This window comes from Streptomyces odontotermitis (assembly GCF_050510915.1).
GTDB lineage: Bacteria > Actinomycetota > Actinomycetes > Streptomycetales > Streptomycetaceae > Streptomyces.
This window is the reverse complement of record NZ_JBNJLS010000005.1, coordinates 425432-448945: the sequence shown is the minus strand read 5'-3', so window position 1 is coordinate 448945 and position 23514 is coordinate 425432. Positions and strand designations below refer to the sequence as shown.

Here is a 23514-nt window from a genome sequence, read left to right as displayed (position 1 = left end):
GCTGCCGCCCGGCAGTTGTCACCCGAAATTGTTGGCATGGACACTACCGGCGACGTAAGGGGCGTGCTACCACAGTCGAGGCAGAAATCCTGCTAAGGGAGGTTCCATGAGATTGTCCCGAATTACGGCATACGCTTCCTCACTCCTCCTCTCCGTCGTCTTCGCCCTGACCGGGGCCGCGGCGGCACACGCAGCCGAAGAGAGCGGCCAACAGGCCGCCGCCACCGGATATGTGGCACTCGGCGACTCCTACTCCTCCGGTGTCGGGTCCGGCAGCTACGACAGCGGAAGTGGCAACTGCAAGCGCAGCACGAAGGCGTACCCGGTCCTGTGGGCGGCGGCGCACTCGCCCGCGAGCTTCTCCTTCACGGCCTGCTCGGGTGCCCGTACGGGTGATGTCGTGGCGAACCAGCTGGGACCGCTGGGCTCCGGTACCGGGCTCGTCTCCATCTCCATCGGCGGCAACGACGCGGGCTTCGCGGACGTCATGCAGGACTGCGTCCTCGGCTCCGACAGCAGCTGCCTCGCCCGCATCGACGAGGCCAAGAAGTACGTCGACTCGACGCTCCCCGGCAATCTCGACAAGACGTACACCGCGATCCACGACAAGGCCCCCTCGGCGCATGTCGTCGTCCTCGGCTACCCCCGCTTCTACAAGATCGGCGGCAGCTGTTCCGTCGGGCTCTCGGACAAGAAGCGCACCGCGATCAACGGCGCCGCGGACTACCTCAACGCCGCCACGGCCAAGCGCGCGGCCGACCACGGCTTCACCTTCTCCTCCGTGACCGACGAGTTCACCGGCCACGAGATCTGCTCCGGCAGCTCCTGGCTGCACAGCCTGGAGTGGACCAACATCAGCGAGTCCTACCACCCCACGGCCGCCGGACAGTCCGGTGGCTATCTGCCCGCGTTCAGCTCGGTCGCCTAGTCGCCCAGTCGCCCAGTCGCCCAGTCGCCCAGTCGTCTAGCCGCTCGGCTGCGTGGCGTCGTAAGGAGAGGTGGAGGCCCCGCCCGTCGGGGTCTCCGTCTCACATGTGACCGCATAGGAGACGGAGTTGGACGTCGCGTTCACGGGCGAGCGGACCTCGACGCTGATCGAGTTCTCGTACGTCCCTCCGCCCGTCGCGTCGTAGTTCAGCTCGACGTGATTGACCTGCTTCGTCTTCCCGCCGCCCGACGGGAAGGCGAGGCTCTTCCAGCCCGGGTCGCTCGGCTCGCCCGAGGCCGTGACCCAGCGGTACTCGACGGTGGTGGGCACCCGGCCCACCGTGAACGTCGCGGTGAAGGTGGGGGCTTGGCCGGCTACGGGCGGGCAGGCGCCCGAGTACTGGGTGTGCGCGCCCGAGACGTGGACCTTCACGGACTGGGGCGGCTTGGTGGTGGAACCCCCGGTTCCCCCGTTGCCGCTGCTCCCTCCGCTCCCTCCGCTCCCTCCGCCTCCTCCCGTGGTGCCGCTCCCGCCGTCGCCGCCCGAACCACCGTCCGTGGAGCCGCCGTTGCCCCCGGTGGACCCGCCGCTGTTGTTGCCGCCGCTCTTGCCGCCGGAGTCGCCACCGCTGCCGCCCGTGTCCCCGCCCGTGCTGCCCCCACTGCTGCCGCCCCCGCCGTCGTCCTTGTTGACCAGGGCGTACGTGATGCCGCCCAGGGCCAGCACGAGGGCGATCAGGCCGACGACGAGAGCCACGATGGAGCGGCGGGAGCGGCCAGTTGTGGTGGTGGTCGTGGTGCCGGAGGAGGGGAGCGGGGTGCCGGACGGGGCCGTGGCCCCCATCGGGGTCGCCGGAGTGGCCGGCTCCGGGGCGGGCCGGAACGGCGCGGTGATTGTCGGCTGGTAGGAGGCCGGGGGCGTCTCCGCGCGCGGGGAGCCGCCCGCGGCCACCAGGCGCAGATCGCGTTCGGCGTCCGACGCGGAGCTGCGCTCGGCCGGGTCCTTGCGGAGCAGCCCCTCGATGACCGAGGTGAGCGGGCCCGCGTGGCGCGGCGGGGGCAGCTCCTCGTCGACGACCGCGCGCAGCGTGCTCAGCGGGGTGTCCTGGCGGAACGGCGAGTTGCCCTCCGCCGCCGCGTACAGCAGCACCCCCAGGGACCACAGGTCGGAGGCGGGCCCCGGCCGCTGCCCCAACGCCCGCTCCGGGGCGAGGAATTCGGGCGAGCCGACGACCTCGCCCGTCATCGTCAGGGCCGAGCTGCCCTCGACCATGGCGATGCCGAAGTCGGTGAGGACGACGCGGCCGTCGTTGGCGAGCAGGACGTTGCCCGGCTTCACGTCGCGGTGCAGGACCCCCGCCTCGTGGGCCGCGCGCAGGGCGGCGAGGACCTCGGCGCCGATGTGCGCGGCGCGCTGCGGGGGCATCGGCCCCTCGGCCTCCAGCACTTCGGAGAGCGAGAGCCCGCGGACGAGCTCCATCACGATCCAGGGGCGGCCGTCCTCGCTCGCCACGTCGTAGACGGTCACCACATTGCGGTGCGGGATGCGGGCGGCGGCCCACGCCTCGCGCTCCAGGCGCGCGTAGAGCCGGTCCACCTCGGGGGCCGGGAGCCCGGCGGGGGCGCGCACCTCCTTGACGGCGACCTCGCGCCCCAGCACGTCGTCGCGCGCCCGCCACACCGTGCCCATGCCGCCCTCGCCGAGCGGGGACGTGAGGCGGTAGCGCCCTGCGATCACACGCTCGTCGTCGCTCACGGGCGCCCCCTCGGAAGCCGTGCCCAGCTGGGGCCCGCCGTGCGGATCAGGCCCTAGGCGATTCTCGACAAAATTACCTCAACCGAGCGCCGTTGCCGCCCCCTTGAGCACCAATCCACACCCAAGGGCGAGGACGACGCAGGCGGAGCCCAGGGGCACGAATCGGTGCGCGACTCGGCGCACGCCACCGAGGCCGCGCCGCCCCGCCGCCCGCCGCCCGGCGAGGGCGCCCACGCGCACGACGAGGAACCCGGCCGCGGTGAGCGTGACGGCGAGCCCCGTCCCGTACGCGAGGACGAGCAGCACCCCGAACCACGCCTCGCCGAGCGCGGCGGCGCCGACGAGCACGACGACGGCGGAGGGGCTGGGCACGAGCCCCCCGGCGAAGCCGAGGAAGAGGGCGCCGCGGACGGTGGGCGGGGCGTCGTGGTCGTGGTCGTGATGGTGGTGGCCGTGATGGTTGTGTCCGTGCTCGTGCTCGTGCCCGTGCGGGTGGCCGTGACCGTGGTGGTCGTGACGGTGGCTGTGGCCGTGGCCGCTGTTCCTTCTGCGCCAGGCGCGGCGCAGGAGCATCGCCCCCGCGCCCGCGACGAGCACGCCACTGGTGACGCCGAGCCAGGCGATCACCGAGGGCGCGGCCGCGGAGCCGCCGGCGATGAGGAGCCCGAGCGCGACCACGCCCAGCGTGTGGGTCACGGTCACCGAGGCGGCGAGCGGCAGCACGTCGCGGAACGAGGCGCGCCCACGGGCGGCGGCGGCCGCGGCCATCAGCGTCTTGCCGTGTCCGGGCGCGAGCGCGTGCAGCGCGCCGAGCACCAGGGCGGTGCCGAGGGCGAGCGCGGCGAAGGCGGGCGTGAGGTCCCGGCGGGCGACGAGAGAGGTGAGGGCCTGCGTCCAGCGGTCCGCGCCCCGGGGGAGCGCGGAGGTCACCGGCGGCGCCGCGGGCCGCTCCTCGGCGAGTGCGGGGCCGCCGGGCAGGGCACGCAGCGCGGCGGTGGTGGCGGTGGGCGGGGAGGAGAGCAGCGACTTGGGGTACCGGGTGAGGCGCCGTGAGACGGACTCACCGGGCACGTCGGAGCCCTTGAGCGTCATGCGGTCGCCGCGCGCGGTGACCTCCCGCCAGCCGGGCCCGGGTCGGCCCGCGGCCCGGAACCGGACCTCGGCCCTGCCCTGGTGGGTGAGCGGGGCGCGCAGCGCGCACTCCACCCGGAGGGTGTCGAGCCCGGCCTGCCCGGGCAGCACGCGCGCGCGTGCCGACACGACGTCGAGCCGCACGGCGTCGCCTCCGACGCTGACCCGGCTGTCCCGGGCCGCGTCCCTGCACCGCTCCCGCCCCCACCCGCTCAACCCGACCGCCTCGATACGGGACTTCGCCTGGGTGGCCGGGACCTCCGCGAGATCCTCCACGTGGTCGATCCGCACCTGGTCCGGGGCGACGACGAGCCCGTCGTACCGGTTCACGGTGAAGTTCCCGAGGGGGTGGGCGGAGGCGGCGGTGGCGGGCAGGGCCAGCAGGGCGGCGACGCCCGCGAGTACGGCCAGGCAGCGCAGGACGGCGCGGCGCGGCCGCCTCCGCCCACGCGCCCGGCCGTCCGGTCGGCGGTGTGCCGGGCTGCCGGACGGGACCGGCAGGCCCGGTGTGCGCCGCTCCTGCTCAGCGAGCGGCGGGCGTGCTGTGCGCGGCCCACGCTGCGCGAGCGGCAGCGCTTCCTGTACGCCTGCGCGCCACCACCCGCCCATCCGTCCTCGACTCATGAGGTGCTCCCCCCGTCCCCCAGATCCCGCAGCGCCGCCCGCGCGGCACGCGAACCGGTGGGCGAGAACGCCGGGTTGAGGTCCAGCGCCGTCCTCAGGGAGCGGCGGGCGGCGCCCTTCTCGCCCGCGCCGCGCTCGATCATGCCGCGGTGGTACCAGAACGACGCCTCCTTGAAGCCCGTCGCGGTGGCCCTGCGGGCGTGTCCCAGGGCTTCCTCGTCGCGCCCCGCCGCGTGCAGCGCCCAGGCGAGGGCGTCCGCGGTGTGGACCGTGCGGCGGCGGGACCACTCGGCGCGGGCCGCGCGCAGGGCGGCCTTCTTGTCGCCGTGGTCGGTGGCGGCGAGGGCCGTGTCCAGGTCGGCGTTGACGCCGTTGGCGCGGGCCAGCCGCAGCCAGGTGTTCACGAGTCCGTACTGGGTCCGTGCCTGCCGCATGTCGCCCTTCGCTTCGTAGAGTTCGCCGAGTTCCACCAGCGGGCCGGGCAGCGGGTAGCGGGCCACGACCTCGCGCAGGTCACGGAGCGCCCCGGCCGTGTCGCCGCGTCCCCCGCGCGCGCGTGCCCGGCACTCCAGCGCCGGGAGGTAGGCCGCCTGGGCCCGGAGCGCCCGGCCGCAGTGCCGCTCGGCCGTCGCGTACATGCCCTGGCGCCAGGCCAGTTGACCGAGCGCCGTCGCCACGTACGCCACGTCGCCCGGCGCCGTCGCCGAGGCCAGCGCGCGGTTCAGGACGCGGCGTGCGCCCGCCGCGTCGCCGCGCAGCTCCCGCACGTACGCGTACCGGGTGAACACCGGGATGCCGGGCCGCCGTTCGTCGGCGAGGTCCGCCGCGCGGGCCGCCTCCCGGTAGCGGCCGAGCTCCACGAGGGCGTCCACGCGCGAGGACAGGGCCCGCTCGCCGTACGGGTTCACGGCGAGGGCGCGGTCCGCGTGGCGCAGGGCGCCCTTGAAGTCGTGCCGGGCGGCGGCGAGCGCGGCGCGCCCCGCGAGCGCGGCGTCGTTGCCGGGGCGCACGGCCAGGGACCGGTCCAGGGCGCGGGCGGCCGCCCGGTAGCGGGACGGGTCACCGTGGGTGCGGGCCTGCTCGACATAGGCCGTGCCGAGCGTCGCCCAGGACGCGAAGTCCCGTGGCTGGGTGCGCAGATGGGCCTGGAGGGCGGGGATGCCGCGGTCGAGGTCGCCGGAGCGCAGCTCGCCTCGCGGCGGGGCCGGGGCGGCCACCATCGGTGACCGCCCCGCCTCGTGCGTACCGCCGAGCACGACCGCGCCCCCGGTCAGGGCGAGCGCCAGGGCCGCGGCGGCCACCGCGGTCCGCCCGAGGGAGCGCCGCATCAGCTGGTCTCCCTGCGCCGGGTCCGCCACCACACCAGGGCGAGGCCGACGAGGAGCACCCCGGCGGCGCCCGCCGCGGCGGACGCGATCAGGACGGTGTCCGTCGAGTCGTCGGAGGCGGCGGGACGCTGCGGCACCGCACCACCGTTGAGGGCGTCCCGTGCCGAGCCCTTGTCCGTCTTGGCCAGCGGGCCGCGCGAGCCCGACGTGGGCAGCGCCACGTACGGGAAGCTGGTGCCGAAGGGCTGGTCGTTCACGTTCACCGCGTCGCCCAGGTCGTTCTTGGCGCCGACGAGTTCACCCGCGACGGCCTGCAGTTCGATGTCCACGACGTCGTCCGCGAGCCGCCGCCCGTTCGGGAAGCCCGCGTTGTCACCGTCGAGCACCCCGAGCCGCTTGGGCGAACTGGTGGGCTTGATGGACGTGTTGAGGCGCAGGGCCTCCGCGGGGCGGACGTTCGGCGGCTGGTTGAGGCCCTTGACGCCGGTCAGGAAGACCGAGACCAGGTCCTTGCGGGGCTCGGCCGGGGCCTTGATCTTGTAGATCTTCTGCAGGAGCTGTGCCAGCTCGGGCTTCTGCACGTACTTCAGGAACTGGGAGTCGTTCCACGGCGCGGACGCGTTGAACTTGTCCTTGTCCTTGAGCGGCACCACGACCTCGTTGACGAGGGGGCTGCCGAGCCGCGACACCTGCGTCCAGTCGCCCTTGGCGTTCTTGCGCTGCGTCGTCGACCAGACCCCGACGACCGGCTGGTCCGCGGACTGGCGTATTTGGGCGGTCGGCACCTGCAGGGCCACGGTGTTCACGTTGTAGCCCTTGAGCGTGTCCCGGCCGACCTCCGAGAGGTCACCCCCGTACAGCAGGTCGAAGACCCGCAGGTCCAGGAAGAACGGGTCGTCGGCCTGGCCCACGTACGACGTGCCGCCGCCGTCGACCGTGCGCACCGCCTGGTCGCGCAGCTTCTTGTAGTCGGGCATCGACGCCTTGCCGACGTTCGACGGCGCGACGGGCAGGTTGTCCGCCACCTTCTTGGTGGAGACCACCTTCTGCTCCTTCAGGCGCAGCAGGTCGATGTCGTACGTCTGCGTCACGTTCAGGTCGGGGTCGTCGAGGCTTGTCACCGGGCCCGTGTTGGACAGGAAGGTGTCGCCGCTCTTGCGCTGGGTCTCGAAGGTCCAGCGGTAGAGCAGGTCGCCCTGTCCGTCGCCGTCGCTGTCGATGTGCACGTCGTACTGGGCGTCTTCGGGGAACAGGTAGAAGTTCGGGCCGCCCGCGGGCTCCTCGAAGGGGATCCAGTTGGCCACGAGCGTCGTGGTGTCCGGCTTGTCGGGGCTGACGAACGCGTACACGTCCGTGTTGTCGTACTGCGGCTGCCCCGAGATCAGCGGGGCCTCCCGGTGGCTGGAGGCGCCCGCCGCCCCCGGCTGGAGCGCACTGACTCCGGCGGCTGCGAGCCCCCCGGCGGCCAGCGCGCCACAGATGAGCGCGGCGAGGCCCCGTCGGCCCGCCGTGCTCCTGGCGATTGCTGTCATCGCGTCCGTCGCTTTCTCTGAGTGGATCCGTGGTCGCGGCCGCGCGCGCTCGCGGCGACCGCCTGACGGAAGCCATTCGGCGCGGCCGCTCCGGCGGTTTGGTGTTCCGCGTACGTATTTCCCGGGTCTCCGGGCGCCTCCGCCGGGCTTCCCACTGCCCCGGAGCACCCCCACAATGAGCCCGAGCCAGGCCCCCCATGGAGACGTACGGAGAGATGCGGAAGGGGGAACGGTGGACGCCGATGAGCTGCTGCCCCTGGTCGCCCGCGGTGACCAGAAGGCGTTCGAAGAGCTGTACGGCCTGGTGGCCGGTCCGGTGTACGGACTCGTGCGCAGGGTGCTGCGCGACTCCGCCCAGTCGGAGGAGGTCGTGCAGGAGGTCCTGCTCGAACTGTGGCGCTCCGCCGCCCGCTTCGACCCCGCGCGCGGCAGCGCCCAGTCGTGGATCCTCACGCTGGCCCACCGCAGAGCCGTCGACCGGGTGCGCAGCGTGCGCGCCGCGGGGGAGCGCGAGCAGCGGGTGGCCCGGCGGGCCGACGTGCCCGCCTTCGACCAGGTCGCCGAGGAGGTGGAGGTGGCCATGGAGCGCGAGTGGGTGCGCCGCTGCATGGAGCGGCTCACCGCCCTCCAGCACCAGGCCGTGACGCTCGCCTACTACGACGGCTACACGTACCGGGAGGTGGCCCGGCGCCTGTCCGTGCCGCTCGGCACCGTCAAGACCCGCATGCGGGAGGGGCTGCGCCGGCTGCGCGACTGCCTGGGGGAGGCGGCGTGAAGTGGCCCTGGGGCGGGGGAGCGCCCCTCCGGGACGACGCCGCGCGGCGGGACGCGGCGGCCCGGCGGGGTGTGCACTCGCTCGCCGTGCCGTACGCCCTGGACGCGCTCACCCCGCGGGAACTGCGCCGCTTCGAGCGGCATCTGACGCGCTGTGCGACCTGCCCGGAGGAGGTGCGGGAGCTCGCGGGCGACACGGTGCGCCTGGCGCGCGCGGCCGCCGCCGCGCCGCCCCCGGAACTGCGTGAGCGGGTCCTCGCCTCCGTACGCCTGACGGAACAGGAGCCCGCGGAGGTCCGCACTCCGGTGCCGCCCTCCCGTGCGCGGACCCGCGCCGTGCTCGTGCCGCTCGCCGCGACCGGCGCGGCCCTGATTCTCGCCGCCGGTGTCCTCCTCGGCGTCCGGCTCGCCCGCGCCGACCACCGTCTCGACCAGGAGCGGACCACCGCACGTGAGATCGCCCACGTCCTGGCCGCGCCCGACGCCACCGCGACCAGGGAACGGGACGCGAAGGGGCGCGGCATGAACGTGGTCGCCTCCCCGTCCCAGGGGCAGGCCGTGGTGAGCGTCACGGGCCTCGGCGACGCCCCGCGCGGCCGCGTCCACCAACTGTGGGAGATGCGGGAGGGGTCGGCGCCGCGCTCCCAGGGCCTGCTGGAGGGCGCCACGCCCGTCGTCGCCGAGCGCCTCGGCCCCGCGTCGAGCTCACTCGCCGTCACCACCGAGCCCGCCGGGGGCTCGAAGAGGCCCACTACTGCCCCTCTTGTCCAACTCGCCCTGGAATCAGTCGGATTCGGAGAGTAATCGTCAACCTCCTTATGAAGGAGGTGAATCAGTCGACCGGGATACACGAGTGTCAGGGTGGGGCGATAGGGTTAACCTGCCCTGGGCCGGGTGCCCTCGTACGGGTGGGGAGTGACATGGAACAGATAACGGTGCGCAGCAGGGCGAGGGTCCCTGCGATCACGTGCGGGAGTGGTGCGACCAGTTCGCGCCTCGACCGCCATCTCTCGGTGCTGGGCGGCCCCGCCGTCCCGCAGCGTGAGTCCCACGAGGCGACGCTGCTGATGCGTGAGCTCACCTCGCGGGACGTGGCGCACGACCGCGGTGGTCGGCGGGCCCGAGTGCGTCGGGTCTCCCTCTTCGCTCCCCTGCGGAGGCTGCGCCGCTCCCTCTTCGGGAGCCGCTAGTTCCGGGCGCGGGCGCCTTCCTGTCGGCCTGACCCGGCCAGGGCGTCCGTTCCCGTTCCCCCCTGAAACAGACCTTCCCGCAAGGGAGTTGGCCCCGCGTTACGCGCGTAGCTCACCGGCTCGCTACGCGCGCGGTGTCACCGGCCCCCGCCGCCGTACCGGCGGACGGCCAGCGGCACGCACAGTGCGAGCAGCACCGCGCACCAGGCGAGCGATCCGGCCACCGGGTGCGCCACCGGCCACGCCGCGTCGTGCGGCACCGGAGCGTTGCCGAACAGGTCCCGCGCCGCCGTGGCGACGGCACTGATCGGATTCCACTCGGCGACCGTCCGCACCCACCCCGGCATCCCGTCCGTGGGGATGTACGCGTTCGACAGCAGCGGCAGCATGAACGTGGCGCTGCCCAGCTGCCCCGCCGCCTCCTCGCTCTCCGAGGCGAGCCCCAGCAGGATGCCCAGCCAGGTCGTGGCGAAGCGGAGCAGGAGCAGCAGCCCGAAGGCTCCGAGGGCGCCCGCGACCCCGCCGTCGATCCGCCAGCCCATCGCCAGGCCCACGAGCGCCAGCGGGATCAGCCCGACCGCGGTGGTGAGCAGATCGGCGGCCGCCTGTCCGAGCGGCACCGCGGAGCGGCTCATCGGCAGGGTGCGGAAGCGGTCCATGACGCCGCGGTGCGCGTCCTGGGCGGCCGTGAACATCCCGGTCATGATGCCGTTCGCGGCCGTCGCGACGAGCATGCCCGGCACCAGGTAGGCCCGGTAGTCGGAGCCCGGCATGGCGAGGGCGCCGCCGAAGACGTACCCGAAGAACAGCAGGAACACGATCGGCATCGTCTGCGTCATGATCAGGATCGCCGGGGCGTGCCGGACGCGCTGGAGGTGGCGGCCGAGGACGGCCGAGGCGTCGTACAGGATCGCGGTGCTCATGCGGCGGCCTCCGTGGGGCTCGGGGTGACGGTGAGGCGCAGGAACACCTCGTCGAGGGTGGGCGGGCGCAGGCTCGCGTCGGCCAGCGGCACGCCGGACGCGTCGAGTTCGCGGACCAGGCGGGGCAGCGTCAGTTCCGGGTCGAGGCAGACGGCGCCGGCGGTCCGCCGCTCCTGGTCGACGTCGGGCCGGGCTCCGGTGAGCCGGTCGAGGACCATGGCCGCCGCGTGCAGCGCGCGCTCCCCGGCCCCCTCGGTGACGACGACCTCCGCGTAGCTGCCGATCTGTGCCTTGAGCTCGGCGGGCGTGCCGTGGTGGGCGACGCGGCCGTGGTCGATGAGGACGACGTCGTCGGCGAGCCGGTCGGCCTCCTCCAGGTACTGCGTGGTCAGCAGCACGGTGCTGCCCTCGCGGGCCAGCTCGCGCACCGCCTCCCAGATGCCGTTCCTGCTGTGCGGGTCGAGGCCGGTGGTCGGTTCGTCGAGGAAGAGGACGGCGGGCCGGGTGATCAGGCTGGAGGCGAGGTCGAGGCGGCGCCGCATGCCGCCGGAGTAGGTGCGCGCGGGCCGGTCGGCGGCGCCGGTGAGGTCGAACCGCTCCAGGAGCTCGTCGGCCCGCCCGCGCGGCGCCCGCAGCAGCCGCCCGAACAGGTGCAGGTTCTCGCGGCCCGTGAGGTCGCCGTCGACGGACGCGTACTGGCCCGTGACGCCGATGTTGCGGCGCACGGCCTGCGGCTGCGTGGCGACGTCGTGCCCGGCGACGCGCGCCGTCCCGCCGTCCGGCTTCAGCAGGGTCGTCAGCAGGCGTACCGCCGTCGTCTTCCCCGCGCCGTTCTGCCCGAGCAGTCCGCACACGGTGCCCTCGGGCACGGCGAGATCGAACCCGCGCAGGGCGTGCACGGCTTTGTCGCCGGAGCCGAAGCGCTTCTCCAGACCTTCACTAAGTACAGCGTACGTAGAAGTCATGGCCCCACCGTAACGCACTACGTACGGTGTACGTAACTAGGATGGTGCGCGAGGTGATGATCCATGGCGGGCCGAGCGGCCGAACCGGAAGTGATCTGGGCGCGCCCCGAGCGCACGGGCCGTGGCCCGAGGCCCGCGCACAGCAGGGCCGACATCGCGGCCGCGGCCGTGCGCGTCGCCGACGCGGAGGGCGTCGACGCGGTCTCGATGCGCAAGGTCGCGGGCGAACTCGGCATGGGCACGATGTCGCTGTACAACTACGTGCCGCGCAAGGAAGACCTGTACGAGCTGATGGTCGACGAGGTCAGCGCGGAGTACGTGTACGAGGAGCCCAGCGGGGACTGGCGCGCGGACGTCCTCGGCCTCGCCCGGCAGGCGCGCGCCCTGATGCACCGGCACCCGTGGCTGCCCCGCCTGATGTCCCCGGCCTACGGCTTCAGCCCCAACGCGCTGCGCTACCTGGAGCACTGCCTGGCCTGTCTGGACCCGCTGGAGCTGCCCTACGGCGCGAAGCTGGAGCTCATCGCCTCCGTGACCAGCGTGGTGACGACGTACGTCGCCAACGAGCTGGCCACGGCGGAGCGGACCCGCTCGCTGCCGTGGAGCGAGGAGCAGGAACACGCGGTGCGCAGCGCCTACTTGGGGGCGCAGGTGGCCAGCGGGCGGTATCCGCGGCTCGCGGCGGCGTTCCAGGAGGACTCCGGGCCGATCGACCTGGAGGCCGTCTTCGAGCGGGCGCTGGGGCGGACGCTGGATTCCTTCGCCGCCGACTGACGGTGACCGGCAGGTTCCTGATGAACGCCCTTGACCTCAAGCGGACTTGAGGTCGGAGGATCATCGGCATGAACACCGAAACCGCCACGGCCGCGGACATCAAGGCCATCGAGGACGTCGTCGCCGCCGTCGAGCGCACCCAGCGGGCCAAGGACGCCGAGGGATTCCTCGCGCTCTTCCATCCGGACGCCCTGTGGACCACGGGTCACGGCAAGGTCCTCATCGGCTTCGACGCCATCGCCGCGTTCACCCGCGCCGTGCTGCCCGCCTCGGACGGGACCGGGACGGTCACCTACGACGTGGCGCACATCGAGTTCCTCCGCCCCGACGTGGCCGCCGTGAAGGTCCGCCAGGTCTACCACTCGATCGAGGGGGACTCGGAGGGCGCGCCGCTGTACGTCATGACGAAGCGGGACGACGGGCGGTGGCTGCTGCACGCCTGCCAGAACACCGGGGTCGGGGCGGAGTAGCGGCTCGGGGCGGACGGGCTCAGATGAGGGCGAACTGGCCGCCGGGGCCCTCCTCGTGGTGGTCGAGCACGGAGGCGGGGCGCCGGGCCGCGGCGGGCACGGGCAGCACGCCCGCCCGGCGCAGCTCTTCGGCGGGGAGCCGTGAGTCCGCCAGCGCCTTGCTCAACTCCTCGCGGTCCGGGTCCCGTTCCGCGACGAGGGCCAGCACCGTGATGAGCTCCAGGAGTGCCGACGTCCACTCCTGGGGCCACGCCTTCGGGCGGATCGCCTCCAGGGTGCCGGGCTCGGCCGCCTCGGTCCGGCGCGTGAACCACAGTTCAAGGACCCGTACCCCGCTGACCTCGAAGTCCCAGGCGGAGCGGGGCACCGGGGAGATCCGGCCCTCCTCGCCCACGAGCAGGGCTTCCTCGTCCGGGTCGTAGCGCAGCTCGGTGGGGCGCGCGGGGAGCGGGGCGCGGACGTAGGGGCGGCGGCCGCCGGGGAGCTTGGGGCGCTCGCCGTCGCCGCGCACGTGCAGCCGCAGCAGCGACCGGCCCAACTCAAGGCCCCGCAGCCACAGTTCGGCGTCCCCGGGCAGCGGGACGCGGCACCCGCCGGCCGATCCGCGGCCCGCCGCGAGCGTCCAGGCCAGCAGGTCCACCGCGCCCACCTCCGTGCCGTACGCGGCGGACAGGTGGGCCAACAGGCCGGGGGCGACGTTGGGTTCGTGGCCGCCGGGGCGGCGGAACAGCGGGCGGACGCGGCCCGGGCGGCCCGCGGGGGAGCGGCCGTCGGGCAGGGCGCCGGAGGCGAGCAGGGCGGGCCCGGCGGCCCCGGGCACGTGTCCCTGCTCGGTGAGGAAGAGCTGTGCCTCGTCGGCGACCCGCCACAACTCGGGGCGGGCCACGTCGATGAGGCGGTGGTCCGGTATCAGGAACTGTTCGTCGAAGGGGCCGTGCGCGATCCGCACCGGCTCGGGGCAGGGGCCCGACGCCTCGGCCAGCGGCCCCGTCCCTGCGCGGTGGCCGGGGAGCTGGGCGACGGCGGTGTGCGGAGTGCGGGCGCGGGTGGGGCGCAGGAGCGCGGCGCGGCCGTCCGCGTCGGCCCGTACGAACGCGTCCCAACGGGCCTTCAGGGATGCGGTGTCCGGCGCCATCGGCCACCCCCGGCCCGGCCGCAGCGGTGCGACCGACCACGGCATGAGGTCCGCCAGCGGCGGCGCTTCGTCGTGCGTCACGGTCGGCATGGTACGTGGCGGTGGGCGGGGGCTGTCATGTCGTGCCGGGCGCCCGGGACGGTCACGTCGCGTCGAGCGTGACCGTGAACGAGAAGCGGTCGCCGCGGTAGTGGATGAGGGCCACGTCCAGGGCGCGGCCCTCCTCGTCGTAGGTGATGCCCGTGTAGTGCAGGATCGGGCTCAGCAGCGGCACGTCGAGGAGCCGGGCGGTCTCCGGGTCCGCGAGGCGGGCCTCGACGGTGTCGGTGATGCGGCTGATGCGGACGCCCACGACATCCCGCAGGACCTTCGTCATCGGCCAGCGCACCAGGTCGTCCAGGTCGATGCGGTCGGCGAGGTCGGGGCGTATGTGGTTGCGGGCGTGGTTGGTCGGCTCGCCGGTCTCCGCGTCGCGGCGCAGCCGGTGGTACGAGGCCACCTCCGCCACGTCCGGGAAGTGCTCGGCGATCTCGGCGGGCACCGGCGCGCGGCCGTGGTCGAGCAGCTCGGTCTTCATGCCCGACTGCTGGGCCACGATCGCGTCGACCGAGCCCAGCAGGCGGACCGGGGCGCCCCGCCGGGCGCCCGGCTCGATGAAGGTGCCGCGCCGCCGGTGTCTGCTGATCAGGCCCTCGTCCTCCAGCTCCTTGAGGGCCTGGCGCATGGTGAGCACGCTCACCCCGTAGTGCCCCGCCAGCTGTTCCTCGGTGGGCAGGCGCAGCGGGGCGTCGGCCGCGCGGCCCAGGATGGACGCGCGCAGCGACTGCGACACCTGGTACCACAGCGGCAGCTTGCGGTTCAGGACGATCGAGTCCGGGGCGAAAGCGGTCACGACTGCTCCGAGTTGCTCTGTCTCGCCACCTGAAAGCGGCCTGATTCCGGCCGGTTGGGGCCGGAGTGTGGCCTGTTACGGCCGGAAATGACGCTGGAGACCTTCCCACACATCGTCGTACCCACGCTGCAGATGGTCCGCTCCGGCGGCCTGTTCGGTGGCGGTGACCGGCCAGCGCGTCTCGAACATGAAGGCAAGGCCGTCGTCGATCTTCTGCGGCTTCAGCTCGGCGGCGCTCGCCTTCTCGAAGGTGTCCCGGTCCGGGCCGTGCGCCGACATCATGTTGTGGAGGGACCCGCCGCCGGGCACGAAGCCCTCCGCCTTCGCGTCGTAGGCGCCCTCGATCAGGCCCATGTACTCGCTCATCACGTTCCGATGGAAGTACGGCGGCCGGAAGGTGTCCTCGCCCACCAGCCAGCGCGGCGCGAACACGACGAAGTCGACGCCCGCGAGACCCGGGGTGTCGGAGGGCGAGGTGAGCACCGTGAAGATCGACGGGTCCGGGTGGTCGTACGAGATCGTGCCGATGACGTTGAAGCGCCGCAGGTCGTACACGTACGGGACGTGGTTGCCGTGCCAGGCGACGACGTCCAGCGGCGAGTGGTCGTAGGTCGCCTTCCAGAGGTTGCCGCAGAACTTGTTGACCACCTCGACGGAGCCCTCGGTCTCCTCGTACGCGGCGACCGGGGCCTTGAAGTCCCGTGCGTTGGCGAGGCCGTTGGCGCCGATCGGGCCGAGGTCGGGGAGCTGGAACGGGGCGCCGTAGTTCTCGCACACGTACCCGCGCGCGCTCTCGTCCAGGAGCTCCACGCGGAAGCGGACGCCGCGCGGGATCAGCGCCACCTGGCTCGGCTCGACGGCGAGCAGGCCCAGTTCGGTGCGGAGCAGCAGGCCGCCGCGCTCGGGCACGATGAGCAGTTCGCCGTCCGCGTCGCTGAACACCCGGTCCGTCATCGAGGAGTTGGCGTGGTAGAGGTGCACGGCCATGCCGGTGCGCTGCGTCGCGTCGCCGTTGCCGCCGAGCGTCCACAGGCCCGCCAGCCAGTCCGTGCCGGGCGCGGGCTCCGGGAGCGGGTTCCAGCGCAGCCGGTTGGGGTCGGGCACGGTTTCGGTGAAGGGGGCCGTGCGGAGAGCGCCGTTGTCGGTCCGCTCGAACTTCGGGTGGGCCGCGGAGGGGCGGATCCGGTACAGCCACGAGCGGCGGTTGTGCGCCCGGGGCTCGGTGAAGGCGCTGCCGCTCAGCTGCTCCGCGTACAGGCCGAGGGGGGCGCGCTGGGGGGAGTTGCGGCCGTGCGGCAGCGCGCCGGGAACGGCCTCCGAGCCGTGCTCGTTGCCGAATCCGGAGAGGTATTCCAGGGCTGCCGCGGTCTTCCGGCTCTGATCGGTGCTCACTGTCTGATCCCCGCTCATGGTCGCTCCTCGGCTGCCTCGTCCAGGATTCTGTTTGATTCCTATGCCTTACCGTAGGATTCGCGGTTTCCGTCCGCAAGAGGGATCACAAGAATGTGAACGGTGCTCTACTCTCCGGGTGATGCCCCACCGCGACGACGCCCAGAGCTCCACGACCCACCCCGCCCCGGACGCGCTGCCCGCCGCCGCCCTGCGCCGCGCCCCGATCCAGCAGCGCAGCGCCGACCGGCTCGCCCGGATCCTCGACGCCTGCGCCGCCCTCCTGGACGAGGTCGGCTACGAGGGCCTGAGCACCCGGGCCGTGGCCCAGCGCGCCGACGTGCCCATCGGCTCCGTCTACCGCTTCTTCGGCAACAAGCGCGCGATGGCGGACGCGCTCGCCCACCGCAACCTCGACCAGTACGCCCAGCGGATCACCGCGCGCATGGCCGACGTGCCCGTCGGCGACTGGCGCGGCGCCGTGGACGCCGCCTTCGACGAGTACCTCGCCATGAAGCGGACCGTGCCCGGCTTCGGCCTGGTCGACTTCGGCATCCCCTCGGTCCCCGAGGACATGCCCGACGCCAACTCGCACGTCGCCGAGCGCCTCGCGGCCCTGCTCGGCGGCCACCTCGGCCGCCCCGTGGACGCGACGCTGCGCCGCACCCTCCTCGTCGGCGTGGAGGCCGTCGACGCCGTCCTCCAACTGGCCTTCCGCACCGACGAGTCGGGGCGTCCTGATCTGATCGAGGAGGCCCGTCAGCTCCTGCGGGCCTACATGGCGCGGACGCTGGACTGAACAGCCCCTGGACGGCGGTCCGTTGCCGGGGTGAACTGAACCCTGGGGCGGCGTGAGGGGGTGTCATGGCTCAGGTGGTCTGTGTGCACGGAATCGGCCAGCAGTACGCGGGAGAGCAGGAGTTGCTCGCCTCCTGGTACACCGCCCTGAGCGACGGCCTGACCAGGGCGCAGGCGCCACCGCTCGTTGCGGACGACCTCAGCTGTGCCTTCTACGGCCACCTCTTCCGGCCGCCGGGCCGCACCCTGTCCGTGCTGGATCCGCCCCTCGACGCCTCGGACGTCGCCGACGGCTACGAGACGGAGCTGCTCCTCGCCCTGTGGGCGGAGGCCGCGCGCACCGACGAGGCCGTGGCGGGGCCCGGCGACCGGACCCTCGCCCGCACCCCGCGCCCGGTGCAGCGCGCCCTCGCCGCCCTCAGCCGCTCACGGTTCTTCGCCGACGTCGCCCTGCGCTCCCTCGTCCTCGACCTCAAGCAGGTCCGCGCCTACCTGTGCGATCCCGCGGTGCGGGGCTCCGTGCGGCGCGTGGTCGAGGACACCGTCACCGACCGCACGCGCGTCGTCATCGGGCACTCCCTGGGCAGCGTCGTCGCCTACGAAGCCCTGTGCGCCCACCCCGAGTGGCCGGTGCGCACCCTGCTGACCCTCGGCTCACCCCTCGGCATCCGCAACCTGGTCTTCGACCGGCTGTACGCGGGGGAGGGCGGCAAGCCCGGCGGCTGGCCCGGTGGCGTGGAGCGATGGACGAACATCGCCGACGCGGGGGACGTCGTCGCGCTGGTGAAGGACCTCGGGCCGCTGTTCGGGAAGCGGGTCGCCGGGCATCTCGTGCACAACGGCGCACGGGCACACGACGCGACGCGCTACCTCAACACCCCTGAAGCGGGCCTGGCGGTGGCCGGTGGACTCGGCGCGGGACCCGGCTGAGCGGCCGGGCGCCGCCCCCGAGGGGCGCCGCTTCCTGCTCGCCACCGCCGTCACGGACGTGGCCGCCCACCCCGAGGCGCGCCGCCCCGAACTCGCCGACGACGTGCACCGCATGGAGCGGCTCTTCCTCGGCGAACTCGGCTTCCGCAAGGGCGCCGACCTGCCCCTCGACCCCAGCCGCGAGCAACTCGCCAAGTCCCTGCGGGCGTTCGCCACCGCACCCGAGCGCCGCCCCGACGACTACGTGGTCCTCTACTTCGCCGCCCACGGAATCACAGCCGAACACAGCGGCCGCCACTACCTCCTGACCGCCGACAGCGACGCCCGCGACCCGGCCGGAACGGCCCTGCGCACCGAGGACCTCGTCGGCGGGCTGTGGGAGGACACCGCCATCGAGCGGCTCCTCGTCCTGCTCGACGCCTGCTACTCCGAGGAAGGCACCGACAAGGCCCTGCGCGCCGCACTGGAGGCGCGGCACTTCCGCGAACCCGTCACCGACCACGGCAGCACCGGGCTCGTCCTCGTCGCCTCCTCCCGGCGCAAGGAGGAGACGTACACGGGCGTGCTCCCGGCGGCCTTCGACCGGGCCGTGCGCCGCCGGGCCACCGCCGGGCACGCCCCCGCCCACATCAGCCTCGAACACGTCATGGCCGCCATCGCCGGCGACCCCGAAGTGCCGCCTGCGCAGCGGCCCGTGTGGTCGCTCACGCACGCCACCGCGGGCATCCCGGCCTTTCTGCCCAACCCGCGCCACCTCCCCGAGGCGGACGGCCTCAAGCTGGAGGAGATCGACACCATCGTCGCCCTCGGCTCCCGTGAACGACTCGCCAGGGAACGGGAGTTGACCGGATTCTTCCTGCCCCGTGCCCGCGGCACCGACCTGCCCACCGAGGAGGTCTGGGACTTCACCGGACGGCACCGGGCCCTCGCCGACCTCACCGCCTGGCTCGCCCCGCAGCGGGAGGCCGAGCGGCTGTGCGTGGTGACCGGTGACCCCGGCTCGGGCAAATCCTCGCTCCTCGGCATGGTCGCCGTGCTCACCGACCCCGACCGGGCGGCGGCCGTGCCCCGCGCCGGGCTCCCGCGGACCCTGCCGGAACCGGGCGACGTCGACGTTCCCGTCAACGCCAGCCACAAGTCGACCAGACAGCTCCTCGACGCCCTGGCCGCGGCCGCCGGCTGCGCCGCCGAATCACTCGGCGCGCTCACCGCGCAGCTGCAGACCCGGACCGAACCCCTCGTCGTCCTCATCGACTCCCTCGACGAGGCGCTCGCCCCGCAGGAGGCCGTCGAGGAACTCCTCACCCCGCTCACCGACCCCGAACGCCGGCTTCCCCTCAGGCTGTTGATCGGCGCCCGCCCGCACGTCGCGGGACGGCTGTCCGCCGCTGCCCGGCGCGTCAACCTCGACGACGACCGCTACGGCGACCCGGACGCCGTCCGCGCCTACGTCCGCAAGCTCCTCACCGTCCCCGGCTCCGTGCTCGCCCCGGCCGACCCCCGCCTGGTGGACGCCATCGCCGGGGCCGTTGCCGAGGCCGCGGGCCGCTCCTTCCTGGTCGCCCGCATCACCGCCCGAACCATCGCCCGGGACACGCGGGTGCCCGACCCGCACGACCAGCGCTGGCGCGACGAGCTCCCGCGCCTGCCGGGCGAGGCGATGGAACGCGACCTGGACCAGCGCCTCGGCCCCCTCGCCGGCCGCGCCCGCGACCTGCTGCTCCCCCTCGCCTTCGCCCAGGGCGCGGGCCTGCCCTGGGCGGGCGTGTGGCCACGACTGGCCTCGGTGCTCAGCGGCCGTGACTACGGTGACGAGGACGTCGTGTGGCTGCGCCAGGCCGCGGGTTCGTACGTCGTCGAGAGCGTCGAGGACGAGGGCTCGGTGTACCGCGTCTACCACCGGGCGCTCATCGAGTACCTGCGGGAGGGGCACGAGGCCGCGCACGTCCAGCGGGCGGTCACGCGGGTCCTCCGTGAGCTCGACCACCCCTACGTACGCCGGTACTTGGCGCTGCACGCCGGTGAGGGCGGCGTGCTCGATCCGCTGGTGCAGAGCGCGCGGTTCGTCCTCACCTCCGACCCGGGCCAGCTCCTGGCCGCGCTGCCCCGGCTGCGCACGGCGGACGGGCGGCGGGCGGGTCAGGCGCTGCGCGACCTGGAAGGGATGCTGCGCGCGCGGGGAGGGTGCGGCGCGGACCCCGAGGGGCGGGCCCGGCTGCGGCTCGCCGCCGTGTGCCGCAAGGCCCGGGCGCTGGCCGACTCGTGCGACGTGGGGCACGGCCCGGGACAGGAGGCGCTGCCGTGGCGGGCGCGGTGGGCGGCGTGGAATCCGCACGAGGGGTCGCGCCGGTACGAGGGGCTTGCCTGCCGGGTGGGCTGGGGTGTGGTGGTGCCGAGGCCGCCGGGGGAGGGGGCGGAGTATCTGGAGATGGCGCCCTGGCGCGGCGGGCAGGCGCTGTGGGACCTGGAGACCGGTCTGTGGACGGATGTCACGGAGCTCCTCGGTGAAGAGCTGTGGGGGCAGACCTGGACGGCTCCGCCCCAGCTCCCTTCCTGTGCGGCGCTGTTGTCGCCCGACCAGCGCAGGGAGCCGCGCAACCGCTGGCTGGGGTGGAGCGAGCATGTGCGCCTGCTCCGCTTCTGGCTGCCCGGGGCCCGCACCACATCGATCTGGATGCTGCCACCGGCCGAGGGGCTCGACTTCGAACCCGACAGGCGCCCCGTCCAGGGCCCGGAACAAGTACTCGTCCTCGCGGGCGACCGTGGCGAGCCGGCCGCTGCCGTGCTGCGCTTCCGCGGCGGCGTCGTGCTCGTCTACAAGCTGGGGAGCGAGCGCGTGTACCAGCCGCTCACCCGGGCGCAGCGCCGCGCCCTGTCGGACGTCGCGATCGAGGAGTGGCAGGACCTCGCCGAGCAGCGCGCCGCGCAGCTGACCGGCGTGTTCGGGCCGGTCCAGGGCACTTCGGCCGCCCTGCCCGTCACCGCGTGTGCGGCGCCCCTCGGCCTCCCCGCGGGGAGCCTGCTCTTCGGTTACGGCGACGGCACCGTGGGCCAGAGCGACAGCGGCACGGGGACGGCCACCGGCCACGAAGGGCCCGTCACCCTCATCGATCTGGTCGCGGGACACCCGCAGGGCCGCCTGCTCGTCACCGCGGGCGAGGACGGCACCGTACGGCTCACCTCGCTGACCGCGCGCGAGCCCGTACGCACCCTCCTGGCGGACGCCGGTGAGGTGGCCGCCCTCGCCGTGCGCCGGGTCGGCCGGCAGTGGATCGTCGCCGTGGCCACCACCCGTGGGCAGTTGCACCGGATCGATCTCGACAGTGGCCGCCCCATCGGGCTGCCCCTGCGTGTCGGCGGGGGAAAGGCAGTGCGGCTCGCCGTCTTCGAACTCGGCGTCGTCAGCTGCGTCTCGGTCCAAGGGGACGCGCGCGGACTGCAGTTGTACGACCTCGTGACCGGCGACCGGGTCGGAGGCCAGGACCAGCGGCACGAGGCGAACGCGGTCCAGGCGGTGAACGGCACGGTGTGCGTGGGGGGTTCCGACGGAGTCGTGCGGTTCTGGCCCACCGCGCAGGTCGCCGACTCGGTCCAGTTGAACGCGCACGACGGTGCGGTCCTCGCGCTCGGCGAGATCCACGGTCCGCCCGGCGCGCCACCCGCCCTGGTCTCCGTCGGCCGCGACGGTGAGCTCCGCTGCTGGGAGGTGGCACGGCCGCACGAGCTGTGGCGCCGGAGGATCATGGATCAGGGCGTGTGGACCTCCGCGCGCATCGCCTGCGCGACGGTCGGGCACACGGTGGGCGGCCGGGACGTGGTGGCCACGGGTGAGCACGGCGGCCGGGTCCGCGTCCTGACCCTGCGCGGCGGACTGCCCGTAGCCGAGCGGGAGTTCACCCTGCCGGAGCCCGTCACCGCGCTGACCACCGGACGCGTGGGCGACCGGGACGTCGTCGTGGCCGCCACAGCCCTGGGCCGCCTCTCCTGCTGGGACGTGGCCGGCGACCGGATGTACGCCCAGGGGCCCGCACCCGACGTACCGCAGTGGACGACGGCCCTGGCCCTGGCGCCCGACGGCTCCGGACGCCTGGTCGCGGGTGGCGACGACGGCACGCTGCGGGAGTGGTCGCTGCCCGGGTGCCATCCGCTCGGCGGTCCGCGCCGGGCGCACCGCGGCCAGGTGTGCGCCCTCGCCCTGGTCGCCGCGCCGGGCGGGCCCCGCCTGGTCAGCTCCGGCACGGACCACCGCCTGGTCTCCCATCGCGACGGATGGGAACGCCGGATGCCCATGCCCGTCGTCTCGTTCGGCCCGGAACCCGGCCCGGAGCCCGCTCCGGGGGAGGGCCCGCGGCGCGCGGGTCTGCTCTGCGGCGACTACGACGGCCAGGTATGGCGGCTGCGGGCCACGCAGGACCGGAGCGGAGGGGGATGGGTCCTGGCGGAGGCGTTCGACGTGGCACGCCCGGTCTCCGCCCTCGCGACAGTCGAGACACGGGGGCGGACCGCGGTGGTGGCGGGCGGCGAAGGCGCACTGATGGTCCGCGACGCGGAGTTCGGTGACCTGACCCGGCGGCTGCGGCCCCGCTGCGGCAGCGGCGTACGCGAACTGCGCACCGTCAACTGGCGCTCACCGGACCGTGCCCCGAGACCCCTGCTGTTCGCCCGCAGCCGGTGGGGCCTGCTGGAGTACTGGGACTTCGGGCCGGGGGCGGCGCTCCGCTCGGCGGGCACACCCCTGATCACCCCCGTCCCGCACAGCGGAAGCGCGACCGCGCGCCTGGCCGTCCTCGAGGAGGAGGGTGGTGCCCAGTCGCTGCTCTCGCTGGACGTCTGGAACGCCGCGCCGATCAAGACCCTGTGGAACAGCGGCGAACGGCGGTGGGACGACGTGCGGGAACTGCGCCTGGCCGTCCACGACGTGGCCGACGGCCCGCTCCTCGACCAGCCGTTGGCGCCGGCCGTGGGGGACAGGGAGTTCGGGGCGTTCCGGGCGGTGCGCTGCGGCGGCAGGCTGTTCGTCTTCGTACGCGAGCCCGAACAGCCGGTACGGGTCCTTGACGCCGCCACGGGGCGCTGGACGCGGCTCGATGCGCGGCACCTGCTCGACGTCTTCGCGCTGGACGGAACCGGGGGCCCCGAACTCCTGCTGATCGACCGTGACTTCGTCGCCACGGTGCCCCTCGCCGCCCTGCTCCGGGACTTCGGGCGTCCCGGGGGGCGGTCCACACGCCACCGCGCCCTGTGGGTGCGCCGGCTGCTGCGGCGCCCGGAACGCGCCGTCGGTCTGACCCGCCTGCGCGGGTACGCCCTGCGGAACGCCGCCTTCGCCTGCGTGCTCCCGGGCAAGGAAGCCTTCGCGGTCGCGGGCGGCACCAGCCTCGCCGTGGTCGGATTCCGCGACGCACGGTTCCGGTACCAGCTCGAACTCCCCTCCCGGTGCACCGCGTTGGCCGCGGGTCCGCACGGCGAGCTCGCCGTCGGCACGCGCAACGGCGTGATCCTCTTCGACTGACCGGCAACTGACCGGCCACGGACCGGCCGACAGGGCGAGCGGCGGACTGGCCGCGACGCTCCCCTCCCCTCCCCTCCATGCGTACCGGTCGGTGCGCCCGGAGCGCCCATGCGCCCGCCCCGCCGTCCCGGGAGTGACCATGCCCCGCCCCGCCCTGCGCATCTGCCCACTCTGCGAAGCCACCTGCGGCCTCACCCTCACCGTCGAGGGCTCCCGGGTGACCGGCCCGTACGGGGACGGCTTCGGTGCACGGGAGGACGGGATCGGCCTGGAGCGGCTCCTCGCCCACCCCCACGGGATCGACCGCCGCCATCTGCGGTCCGACAACAGCTGGATGCGCAACATGCCCGAGCTCCTCGACGGCACGCTCCTCGACCCGCTCTCCGGGACGGCGGTGCTCAACGGCTTCCCGGTGGAGCTCACGGCCGTCGTGCCGTGAGGCTTCAGCTCAGCAGGGCGCACCC

At 74.0% G+C, this 23514-nt stretch carries 19 protein-coding genes; 10 read left to right on the top strand and 9 right to left on the bottom strand.

Translation table 11 applies throughout. The annotated features are described in order from the left end of the window. Positions 1–106: 106 nt before the first annotated feature. The gene (locus ACQB60_RS18025; RefSeq protein WP_496926996.1) at positions 107–928 is read left to right on the top strand and encodes an SGNH/GDSL hydrolase family protein; all 822 of its coding nucleotides are present in this window, start codon (positions 107–109) and stop codon (positions 926–928) included. A 36-nt stretch (positions 929–964) separates the two neighbouring features. Here ACQB60_RS18025 and ACQB60_RS18020 read toward each other — a convergent pair whose 3' ends face one another. From ACQB60_RS18020 to ACQB60_RS18005, 4 genes are all read right to left on the bottom strand, one after another. Next, the gene (locus tag ACQB60_RS18020; protein WP_496927107.1) at positions 965–2617 is read right to left on the bottom strand and encodes a serine/threonine-protein kinase; all 1653 of its coding nucleotides are present in this window, start codon (positions 2615–2617) and stop codon (positions 965–967) included. Positions 2618–2761: 144 nt separating this feature from the next. After that, positions 2762–4438, bottom strand: a complete 1677-nt coding sequence (locus ACQB60_RS18015) for a nickel transporter (protein WP_496926995.1) — start codon at positions 4436–4438, stop codon at positions 2762–2764. Next, positions 4435–5766, bottom strand: a complete 1332-nt coding sequence (locus tag ACQB60_RS18010; protein ID WP_496926994.1) for a tetratricopeptide repeat protein — start codon at positions 5764–5766, stop codon at positions 4435–4437. The genes ACQB60_RS18015 and ACQB60_RS18010 overlap by 4 nt, the downstream gene beginning before the upstream one ends. Next, positions 5766–7298 (bottom strand): DUF4331 domain-containing protein, encoded by a 1533-nt coding sequence (locus ACQB60_RS18005; RefSeq protein WP_496926993.1) that lies wholly within the window; start codon positions 7296–7298, stop codon positions 5766–5768. Before ACQB60_RS18005 ends, ACQB60_RS18010 begins: the two co-directional genes overlap by 1 nt. Positions 7299–7530: 232 nt before the next feature. Between ACQB60_RS18005 and sigK the strand changes: the two genes are divergently transcribed. From sigK to ACQB60_RS17990, 3 genes are all read left to right on the top strand, one after another. Beyond that, positions 7531–8073, top strand: a complete 543-nt coding sequence (sigK, locus tag ACQB60_RS18000; protein ID WP_496926992.1) for an ECF RNA polymerase sigma factor SigK — start codon at positions 7531–7533, stop codon at positions 8071–8073. Positions 8074–8144: 71 nt separating this feature from the next. Continuing rightward, complete coding sequence (locus tag ACQB60_RS17995; RefSeq protein WP_496927106.1) at positions 8145–8876, top strand: anti-sigma factor; 732 nt, start codon at positions 8145–8147, stop codon at positions 8874–8876. A gap of 116 nt (positions 8877–8992) precedes the next feature. Further along, positions 8993–9262, top strand: coding sequence for a hypothetical protein (locus tag ACQB60_RS17990; RefSeq protein ID WP_384845553.1), 270 nt, complete (start codon positions 8993–8995; stop codon positions 9260–9262). 137 nt (positions 9263–9399) lie between these two features. Here the strand turns inward: ACQB60_RS17990 and ACQB60_RS17985 are convergent, their stop codons facing one another. Together ACQB60_RS17985 and ACQB60_RS17980 are read right to left on the bottom strand one after the other, a co-directional pair. Continuing rightward, positions 9400–10185, bottom strand: a complete 786-nt coding sequence (locus ACQB60_RS17985) for an ABC transporter permease (protein WP_496926991.1) — start codon at positions 10183–10185, stop codon at positions 9400–9402. Then, the gene (locus tag ACQB60_RS17980; RefSeq protein ID WP_496926990.1) at positions 10182–11150 is read right to left on the bottom strand and encodes an ATP-binding cassette domain-containing protein; all 969 of its coding nucleotides are present in this window, start codon (positions 11148–11150) and stop codon (positions 10182–10184) included. The genes ACQB60_RS17985 and ACQB60_RS17980 overlap by 4 nt, the downstream gene beginning before the upstream one ends. A gap of 63 nt (positions 11151–11213) precedes the next feature. Between ACQB60_RS17980 and ACQB60_RS17975 the strand changes: the two genes are divergently transcribed. Together ACQB60_RS17975 and ACQB60_RS17970 are read left to right on the top strand one after the other, a co-directional pair. Continuing rightward, a complete protein-coding gene (locus ACQB60_RS17975) occupies positions 11214–11924 on the top strand; it encodes a TetR/AcrR family transcriptional regulator C-terminal domain-containing protein (protein WP_496926989.1) in 711 nt (236 codons plus the stop codon). Between the two features lie 68 nt (positions 11925–11992). Continuing rightward, complete coding sequence (locus ACQB60_RS17970) at positions 11993–12394, top strand: SgcJ/EcaC family oxidoreductase (protein WP_496926988.1); 402 nt, start codon at positions 11993–11995, stop codon at positions 12392–12394. 19 nt (positions 12395–12413) lie between these two features. Here the strand turns inward: ACQB60_RS17970 and ACQB60_RS17965 are convergent, their stop codons facing one another. From ACQB60_RS17965 to hmgA, 3 genes are all read right to left on the bottom strand, one after another. Beyond that, on the bottom strand, positions 12414–13619 hold the full coding sequence (locus ACQB60_RS17965; RefSeq protein ID WP_496926987.1) for a type ISP restriction/modification enzyme: 1206 nt from the start codon (positions 13617–13619) through the stop codon (positions 12414–12416). A 52-nt stretch (positions 13620–13671) separates the two neighbouring features. Then, the gene (locus ACQB60_RS17960) at positions 13672–14421 is read right to left on the bottom strand and encodes a GntR family transcriptional regulator (protein WP_496926986.1); all 750 of its coding nucleotides are present in this window, start codon (positions 14419–14421) and stop codon (positions 13672–13674) included. Between the two features lie 75 nt (positions 14422–14496). Continuing rightward, positions 14497–15831, bottom strand: coding sequence for a homogentisate 1,2-dioxygenase (hmgA, locus tag ACQB60_RS17955; RefSeq protein WP_496926985.1), 1335 nt, complete (start codon positions 15829–15831; stop codon positions 14497–14499). 121 nt (positions 15832–15952) lie between these two features. Between hmgA and ACQB60_RS17950 the strand changes: the two genes are divergently transcribed. The 4 genes from ACQB60_RS17950 to ACQB60_RS17935 all read left to right on the top strand — a co-directional run bounded on the left by ACQB60_RS17950 (position 15953) and on the right by ACQB60_RS17935 (position 23489). Next, positions 15953–16609: a TetR/AcrR family transcriptional regulator gene (locus ACQB60_RS17950; RefSeq protein WP_496926984.1), complete on the top strand. Its 657-nt coding sequence runs from the start codon at positions 15953–15955 to the stop codon at positions 16607–16609. Positions 16610–16674: 65 nt separating this feature from the next. Further along, positions 16675–17538 carry a hypothetical protein gene (locus ACQB60_RS17945; protein ID WP_496926983.1) on the top strand — a complete coding sequence of 288 codons (864 nt, stop codon included), beginning with the start codon at positions 16675–16677 and terminating at the stop codon, positions 17536–17538. Then, positions 17513–23050 carry a caspase family protein gene (locus ACQB60_RS17940; RefSeq protein WP_496926982.1) on the top strand — a complete coding sequence of 1846 codons (5538 nt, stop codon included), beginning with the start codon at positions 17513–17515 and terminating at the stop codon, positions 23048–23050. Before ACQB60_RS17945 ends, ACQB60_RS17940 begins: the two co-directional genes overlap by 26 nt. Before the next feature lie 139 nt (positions 23051–23189). Beyond that, positions 23190–23489: a hypothetical protein gene (locus ACQB60_RS17935; protein WP_496926981.1), complete on the top strand. Its 300-nt coding sequence runs from the start codon at positions 23190–23192 to the stop codon at positions 23487–23489. Positions 23490–23514 lie beyond the last annotated feature (25 nt).